This window comes from Streptomyces sp. ATexAB-D23, from assembly GCF_000373645.1.
Classification (GTDB): Bacteria; Actinomycetota; Actinomycetes; order Streptomycetales; family Streptomycetaceae; genus Streptomyces; species Streptomyces castrisilvae.
Genome location: NZ_KB892050.1, coordinates 1 through 9,154 on the forward strand (window position 1 = coordinate 1; position 9,154 = coordinate 9,154).

Sequence of the window (9,154 nt, forward strand, 5' to 3'; positions counted from 1 at the left end):
ACACCTCATCCAGCGCCGCCGCGAACACCGGGAACGCCTCCGCCAGCTCCCGGCCCATCCCGACCCGCTGACCACCCTGACCCGAGAACACGAACCCGGTCAGACCGCCACGGGCCGCCACGGGTGCGAGCTGCTCGCCCAGCCGCGCACGCAGCTCCTCCGCGTCTGCGCCCAGGACGACAGCCCGGTGCTCCAGCCCGGCCCGGGTCGTCGCCAGCGACAGGCCGACATCGGCCGCGTCCAGACCCTCCACCCCGGCCGTCAGCCGCCGCACCTGCTCCGCGACACCAGCAGCCGTCTTCGACGACACCAGCCACGGCACCACGGGCAGCGCGAAGTCCGGGGCCACCGGCTCCGGCGCGTCGTCCGGTGCCTCCTCGACGGCCGGCGGCTCCTCGATGATCACGTGGGCGTTCGTCCCGCTGACGCCGAACGCGGACACACCCGCCCGCCTCGGCCGGTCACCGGGCGCCCAGTCCCGCGCCCGGTCCAGCAGCTCGACCGACCCCTCCGACCAGTCCACGTGGGACGACGGCGTCTGCGCGTACAGGGTCTTCGGGAGCAGACCGTTCCGCATCGCGAGGACCATCTTCATGACACCCGCGACACCGGCAGCGGCCTGCGTGTGACCGATGTTCGACTTCACCGAGCCCAGCCACAACGGCTGGTCCGCAGGCCGATCCTGCCCGTACGTGGCAAGGAGCGCCTGCGCCTCGATCGGGTCGCCCAGCTTCGTACCCGTGCCGTGCGCCTCCACCGCGTCGACATCGGCCGACGACAGGCGGGCGTTCGCGAGGGCCGCCCGGATGACGCGCTGCTGGGACGGGCCGTTCGGGGCGGTGAGGCCGTTGGACGCGCCGTCCTGGTTCACCGCGCTGCCCCGCACGACCGCAAGGATCTGGTGGCCGTTGCGCTGGGCGTCGGACAGGCGCTCCAGGACCAGGACGCCCACGCCCTCGCCCCAGCCCGTACCGTCCGCGTCGTCCGAGAACGCCTTGCACCGGCCGTCCCCGGCCAGGCCCCCCTGCCGCTCGAACTCCACGAACGCGCCGGGCGTCGACATGATCGCGGCGCCGCCGGTCAGGGCGAGTTCGCACTCGCCCGCGCGGAGCGACTGCGCTGCCAGGTGGAGTGCGACCAGCGACGAGGAGCAGGCCGTGTCCACGGTCACCGCCGGACCTTCGAGGCCCAGGGCGTACGAGATGCGGCCGGACAGGACGCTGCCGGCGCTGCCGGTCATGATGTAGCCGTCGACGCCCTCGTCGGCGCCGAGCAGGATGTCGTAGCGGGACGGGGAGCCGCCCATGAAGACGCCGACCTTCTCGCCCTTCGTGGACATCGGCGCTATGCCCGCACGCTCCAGCGACTCCCACACGACCTCAAGCAGCAGCCGCTGCTGCGGGTCCATGGCAAGCGCCTCACGCGGCGAGATCCCGAACAGGGGGGCGTCGAAGTCGCCCACGCCCTCCAGGAATCCGCCCTGCGTCTCGGGGCCGACCCCGGGCAGGGTCAGGTCCCAGCCGCGGTCGCGTGGCACGGGGGACATGGCGTCCACCCCGTCCGCGACGAGCTGCCACAGGTCTTCGGACGAGCGGACCCCGCCCGGGAACCGGCAGTTCATCGCGATGATCGCGATGGGTTCCCGGGCCGCGTCCTCCACTTCACGGAGCCGCTTGCGGGTCTCGTGAAGGTCGGCCGTCGTCCACTTGAGATAGTCGCGAAGCTTGTCCTCGTTCACCGTACGGACCGTCTCCTGTTGGCGTCGCCACGGGAGACGGTAGCTTCGGCTTTCGCTCAGGAAGACTTACCGAACTCCCTGTGGATGAATTCGAACAGCTCGTCGTCAGTCGCTGTCTCCAACTTGCGGGTTACGGGCACCTCGTCATCCACGGTCTGCCTGTCCCCCAGCGCCGACAGTAGGCTGCGCAGCCGCGCTTGGACGGCGTCGAGGTCTTGGTCTGGGGAAAGAGCTGAAATTCCGGCTTCAATCTTGTCCAGCTCCTGAAGAACTGCCTGGTCCGGCGAGAGCTGTTCGGGCTGCTCGCCGAGGAGCCCGGTGCGCAGCCTTCCGACGAGGTCCAGGGCCGTGGGGTGGTCGAAGACCAGCGTCGCGGGCAGCTTCACGCCCGTCGCCGCCGTCAGCCGGTTGCGCAGCTCCACCGAGGTCAGCGAGTCGAACCCGAGGCTCTTGAAGGGCCGGTCCACCTCGATGGCGTCGGCCTCGTCGTGGCCCAGTACGGCGGCGACGGCGGAGCGTACGAGTCCGAGCAGGGCCGCGTCCCGTTCCGCCGCCACCATGGAGCGCAGCCGGTCGGCGAAGTCCGCGTCCGGCTGGGCGGGCGCGGCGGAGCCGGGGTCGTCGTCCGCGGCGGGCCGGCCGGTCGGCAGCTCGGTGAGGAGCGGCCGGGGCCGGGCGGCGGTGAAGCCGGTCGCGAAGCGCGGCCAGTCGATGTCGGCGACGGTGAGCAGCGTCTCGTCGTGCTCCAGGGCCTGGCGCAGTGCGGCGACGGCCCGTTCCGGGGCCATGGCGTTGACGCCCCGGCGGCGCAGCTGTTCCTCGGCCGCCGGGTCGGCGGCCATGCCGCTGCCGGCCCAGGCGCCCCAGGCGACGGAGGTCGCGGTGCGGCCGCGCGCCCTGCGGGACTGGGCCAGGGCGTCGAGTGCGGCGTTCGCGGCGGCGTAGGCGGCCTGGCCGCCGCTGCCCCAGACGCCGGCGTTGGACGAGAACAGCACGAACGCGTCCAGGTCGGCCTCGTCGAAGAACTCGCCGAACAGTTCGTCCAGATGGGTCGCGCCCAGGGTCTTCGCGGCGAGCACGTCCGCGCACTCGGCGAGGCTTATCTCGGGGAGCGGGGTGGCCTGGACGACTCCGGCGGCGTGGACGACGGTACGGATGCGCAGGCCGTCGTCGCGCAGTTCGGCCAGGAGGGCGGCCAGCGCGGCCCGGTCCGCGACATCGCAGGCGGCGATGGTCACGCGGGCGCCCAGCTCGGTCAGCTCCTTGCGGAGTTCCTCGGCGCCGGGTGCGTCGGGTCCCCGGCGGCTGGTGAGCACGAGGTGCCCGGCGCCGGATTCGGCCAGCCAGCGGGCGACGCGGGCGCCGAGTCCACCGGTTCCCCCGGTGATGAGGGCGGTGTCCCGGGGCTCCCAGGCCCGTGCGGGCGGGGTGTCGCCGAGCGGCGCCGGTACCAGCCGTCGTACGAGGACGCCTTGGCGGCGCACCGCGATCTGGTCCTCGTCGCCGCTGTCGGCCAGCACCTGGCGCAGCCGCTCCGCTTCGGTTCCTCCGGGCCCGTCGAGTGCGGCGGGCAGGTCGATCAGGCCACCCCAGCGGTCGGCCTGCTCCAGGCCGATGACCCGGCCCAGGCCCCAGATCTGCCGCCCGGCGGTGTCGGTGAGCCGGTCGGCGGGGACGGCCAGTTCGGCGGCGCGGGTCAGCAGCCACAGGGGCGCGTCGCCGTCCGTGTCGGTGAGCGCCTGGGCGAGTCGCAGGGTCGCGGCGATGCCCGCGGGTGCCGAGGGGTGCTCCGGGTGGGGGCGCACGTCGGTGCCGAGCAGGGAGACGATGCCGCGCAGGGGCCCGGACTCCGTCTGGTGGGTGCGCAGCAGTTCGGCGAGCGCGTCACGGGTCGACGCCGCCGTGTCGACGGTCACGGTCCGCAGGGTGACGCCGGGGGCCGCTGACAGGGCCCGGCCGACCGTCTCGCACCAGGCCGCGACCTCGCTCACGGCCGCGCCGGGGAGCGCGGGGGTGAGCAGGAGCCATGTGCCGGACAGGCGCGCGGGCCGCTGCTCGGGGAGCGGGCGCCACACGGCGCGGTAGCGCCAGGCGTCCAGCTCCGCGGCGTCCCGCCGGGTGCGTCGCCAGGCGGACAGCTGCGGCAGCACCTCGCCGAGTGCGGCGGCCCCGATGCCGAGGGTGTCGGCGAGGGCGTCGGTGTCCTGGCGCTCGACGGCCGTCCAGAACGTGTCGTCGACCGGGTCGGCGGCGGCCCTCCGCGGGGCGGCCGTTGCCGGGCGCGGCCAGTAGCGGCGGTGCTGGAAGGCGTACGTCGGCAGCTCCACCCGGGCGGCTTCGCCGTCCTGGGAGCCCGCGGTGACCGCGTACCGGTCGATGTCCATGCCGGAGCAGTACGCCTCGGCGAGCGAGGTCGCGAACCGGCGCGGGCCGCCGTCGTCGCGGCGCAGCGAACCGCCGACGAAGACCTGCCCGCCGGCCGGGGCGCCGTCCGCCAGGTCGTCCACGGTCTCCCGGACGGGGACGGTCAGGACGGGGTGCGGGCTCATCTCCAGGAAGCCTCGGTGGCCCTGCCCGGCGAGGGCGCGTACGGCGGGGTCGAGCATCACGGGGCGGCGCAGGTTGTGGAACCAGTAGGCGGCGTCCATCTCTTCGCCTTCGATCCACTCGCCGGTGACGGTGGACAGCATGGGAATCGTGGGGCGCTGCGGCCGGATCGGGCGGAGCGCCGCGCGGACCTCCTCCTCGATGCGGTCGACGTGGGCGCTGTGCGAGGCGTAGTCGACGGGGATGCGCCTGGCCCGTATGCCGTTGGTCTCGCAGTGGGCCAGCAGTTCGTCCAGGGCGTCCACGTCGCCGGAGATCACCACGGACGCGGGTCCGTTGACCGCGGCGACCGAGCAGCGTCCCTCGTATCCGGCGACCAGGTCGGCGGCGGGTTCGGGGGCGAGCATCACGGAGACCATGCCGCCGCTTCCGGCGAGTGCGGTCAGGGCGCGGCTGCGCAGGGCGACGACCCGGGCGGCGTCGCTCAGGGAGAGCGCGCCGGCCACGCAGGCGGCGGCGATCTCGCCCTGGGAGTGCCCGATCACGGCGTGCGGGCGGACCCCGCAGGACTGCCAGAGTTCCGCGAGGGAGACCATCACCGCGAACAGCACGGGCTGGACCACGTCCACCCGGTCGTACCCGGGGGCCCCGGGCGCACCGCGCAGTACGTCGGTCAGTTTCCAGTCCACGTGCGCGGCGAGCGCCTCCTCGCACTCGGCGAGCTTCGCGGCGAACACCGGGGAGGACGCGGCCAGTTCGGTGGCCATGCCGGCCCACTGGGCGCCCTGTCCCGGGAAGACGAACACGGTCCTGCCGGGCGGGCCGGCCGTCGCGGTGACGACGTGGGCGGCCTCCCGGCCGTCGGCGAGCGCGGTCAGGCCGGCCACCAGCTCGTCGGGGCCGGTGCCGATGACGGCGGCGCGCCGGTCGAGCGCCGCGCGGGTGGTGGCCAGGGCCCGCGCCACGGCCCCGGGGGCCGGTGCGTCCGGGCCGGTGACGCCGGACAGCAGCCGGGTGGCCTGGTCGGCGAGCGCCTGCGGGGTCTTGCCGGACAGGGTCCACAGCACCGCGTCCGAGAACGGGGCGGTGCGGGGGGCTTCGTCCGGGTCCGGGAGTGCGGGCTCGGGTGCCTGCTCCAGGATGACGTGGGCGTTGGTGCCGCTGACGCCGAAGGCCGAGACCCCGGCGCGGCGCGGTCGGCCGAGGTCGGGCCAGGCGCGCTGCTCGGTGAGGAGCCGTACGCCCCCGCCCGGCGCGCTCTCCCAGTCGACGTGCGAGGTGGGGGCGGACACGTGGAGGGTCTTCGGCAGGGTGGCGTGCCGCAGCGCCAGGACGGTCTTGATGACTCCGGCGACTCCGGCCGCCGCCTGGGTGTGCCCGATGTTCGACTTGAGCGAACCCAGCCACAGCGGGCGGTCGTCGGGCCGGTCCTGCCCGTAGGTTGCGAGGAGCGCCTGTGCTTCGATCGGGTCGCCCAGTGTGGTGCCCGTGCCGTGCGCCTCGACCGCGTCGACGTCCTGGGGGGTGAGCCGGGCGGCGGCCAGCGCCTGGCGGACGACGCGCTGCTGGGCGGGGCCGCTGGGTGCGCTGAGGCCGTTCGACGCGCCGTCCTGGTTGACGGCGGTGCCACGGATCACGGCGAGCACGGGGTGCCCCTTGCGACGCGCTTCGGACAGGCGTTCCACCATGACGACGCCCGCGCCCTCGCCCCAGCCTGTGCCGTCGGCGTCCTCGGAGAACGCCTTGCAGCGGCCGTCGGGCGACAGCGCGCGCTGTCGGCTGAACTCCACGAACGCGCCGGGGGTGCTCATCACGGACGCGCCCGCCACCAGCGCGGCGCTGCACTCCCCGGCCCGCAGCGCCTGGCAGGCCAGGTGCAGGGCGACCAGGGAGGCGGAGCAGGCGGTGTCCACGGTCATGGCCGGGCCCTCCAGCCCGAACGTGTACGAGATCCGGCCCGAGAACACGCTCGCGGAGCTGCCGGTGGCGACGTAACCGGCGACGTTCTCCTCGGAGTTGTGCAGGGCCACCGGGTAGTCCTGGCCGTTGGTGCCGGCGAACACGCCGATGCGGCTGCCCCGTACGGAACGCGGGTCGATGCCGGCCCGCTCGAACGCCTCCCAGGAGCATTCGAGGAGGAGGCGCTGCTGCGGGTCCATCGCCAGCGCCTCACGCGGGTTGATGCCGAACAGGTCGGCGTCGAAGTCCGCCGCCCCGTGCAGGAAGCCGCCCTCCCGCGCGTACGAGGTCCCTTCGTGGGCGGGGTCCGGGTGGTACAGGCCGGCGGTGTCCCAGCCCCGGTCCTCGGGGAACGGGCCGATGCCGTCCGCCCCGTCGGTGAGCAGCCGCCACAGCTCCTCGGGGGTGCGGATGCCGCCGGAGAACCGGCAGCTCATGCCGACCACGGCGATCGGTTCGTCGTCGGCCGCGGCCACGGCCGCCGGGAGGAGGCTGTCGTCGGGGGCGTCGTCGGCTCCGGTCAGCTCCTGGAGGAGGTGGCGGGCGAGCGCGTCGGCGTTGGAGTGGTCGTAGACGAGGGTGGCGGGCAGGACGAGGCCGGTGAGCGCGGCGAGCCGGCCGCGCAGGTCCAGGGCGAGCAGCGAGTCGAAGCCCAGTGCCGAGAACGCGGCCTCCGGTTCGACGGCGGCGGCGGACTCGTGCCCCAGCACCTCGGCGGCCTGTGCGCGCACCGCGTCCAGCAGGGCGGCGTGCCGGGCAGGCTCGGGCAGGGCGAGCACCTCGCGCCGCAGCGTCGGCGCGTCGTCCGCCGGGTCGGCGGCGGTGTCCGCCGGTCCGCCCAGTTCCGCGAGGAGACCGCTGGGCCGGCCGGCGGACAGCCGCGCCCAGTCGGCGTCGGCGATGACCGAGCAGGGCGTGGCGGCGGTCAGGGCGTGCTCCAGCGCGGCCAGTGCGGCGGGGGCGTCCATCGGGTTGAGCCCGGTGTGCCGCATCCGCTCGGCGAGGCCGTCGTCGGCGGCCATGCCGTCACCGGCCCAGGGGCCCCAGGCGACCGACAGCGCGGGCCGGCCGGAGCGCCGGCGCGTCTCGGCCAGTGCGTCCAGGTAGGCGTTGGCCGCCGCGTAGCCCGCCTGGCCGACGGCGCCCAGGGTGCCGGCCAGCGAGGAGAACAGGACGAAGGCGGCGGGTTCCCGCTCGCCGAGCAGCTCGTCCAGATGAGTGGCCGCGGCGGCCTTCGCCGCCCACATGCCGTCCAGTTGACGGCGGGTCATCGTGTGCAGCAGCCCGTCGTCGACCACCCCAGCGGCGTGCACGACGCCGTCGATACGGACGCCGTCCGTATCGAGTCCGCCGATCAGCGCGGCGAGCGCGTCCCGGTCGGAGACGTCGCAGGCCGCGAGGGTGACACGGATTCCGGTCTCGGCCAGTTCGTCGCGCAGTGCGGACGCGCCTGGCGCGTCCGGCCCGCGACGGCCGACGAGTACGAGGTGCTGGGCGCCGTGCCCGGCCAGCCACCGGGCGACATGCGCGCCCAGCGCTCCCGTGCCTCCGGTGACCAGGACGGTGCCGCCCAGCGGCGGAGCGCCCACGTCACCGGCCGGGCGTGCGGCGCGCTCCAGGCGCCGCGCGGAGATGCCCGCGGAGCGGATGGCGATCTCGTTCTCGCCGGTTCCCCCGGCCAGCAGCCCGGCCAGCCGTTCGAGGTCCCGTGCGGTGGGCTGTTCCGGCAGGTCGACCAGTCCGCCCCAGCGGTCGGGGTGTTCCAGCGCGGCCACCCGCCCCAGGCCCCAGACGGCAGCCTGCTCGGGGTCCGGAGCCGCGTCGGCGTCCCCGGTGGCGACGGCGCCGCTGGTGACGCACCACAGCGGCGCGCTGACCGAGGCCTCGCCGAGCCCGCGCACCACGTCCGCGAGCCAGCCGGCCCGAGCAGGTCCGGTCCCTGCGGCCCCTGTCGGCAGGCAGACGACCCCGGCGGCTTCGGTGTGCGCGCGAAGCAGTTCCGCCGGGTCCGTGTCCGGGGCGATGGCGACCTGTTCCGGCTGCGCACCGTGGGCCCGCAGCCCTTCGGCGAGCGCGGCGGCGAACGGGTCGCCGTCCTCGGGCGCCAGCATCAGCCAGCGCCCGGCGAGCCGGCCTTGCCGTTCGGTGATCCGGCGCCAGACGACCTGGTGGTTCCAGCCGTCCCCGGCCCCGGAGGGTTCCGCGCCGAGCCAGTAGCGCCGGCGCTGGAAGGCGTACGTGGGCAGGTCCGTGATCCGTGCTCCGGCCGGGGCGAAGAACGCCTCCCAGCCGGCCTCCGCGCCGGCCGCCCACAGGTGGGCGAGGGCGGTGACGGCGGTGACGGGCTCCGGCTTGTCCCGGCGCAGCATCGAGACCACCGAAGCGGCGTCCTCGTACGTCTCCTGGACGGCCCCGACCAGGCTCGCGTCCGGCCCGAGTTCCACGAAGCGGGTCACGCCCAGGGCCTTCAGCCGGGTGACGGCGTCGGCGAACCGCACCGTGCCCCGCACCTGGTCCGCCCAGTAGGCCGCCGAGAAGTCCGTGACCTGCTCGCCGGTCAGCGTCGACACGATCGGGATGCGCGGGCTCTCGTACGTCAACTCGCTTGCCGCATCGGTGAATTCGGCGAGCATCGGGTCCATCAGGTGCGAGTGGAAGGCGTGGCTGACGTCCAGCCGGCGGCCCTGCCGTCCGGCGAGTTGAGCGGCCACCGCCTCGACGGCCTCGCGCGTACCGGAGACGACGACCTGACCGGGGGCGTTGACCGCCGCGACGGAGGCACCGTCCACCAGCAGCGGTGTGACCTCGTCGGGGGTCGCCCGTACGGCCCACATCGCACCGCCGGCCGGCAGCGCCTGCATCAGACCCGCTCGGGCCGCGACCAGCCGGCACGCGTCCGCCAGGGACAAC

General features: G+C 74.9%; 2 protein-coding genes. Both read right to left on the minus strand.

Annotated features, from left to right (window positions below):
- A partial coding sequence (locus B082_RS0129610; RefSeq protein ID WP_018555423.1) for a type I polyketide synthase occupies nt 1-1,738 on the minus strand: 1,738 nt, incomplete at its 3' end.
- A gap of 56 nt (nt 1,739-1,794) precedes the next feature.
- Nucleotides 1,795-9,153, minus strand: a complete 7,359-nt coding sequence (locus B082_RS40135) for a type I polyketide synthase (RefSeq protein ID WP_018555424.1) — start codon at nt 9,151-9,153, stop codon at nt 1,795-1,797.
- Nucleotide 9,154 lies beyond the last annotated feature (1 nt).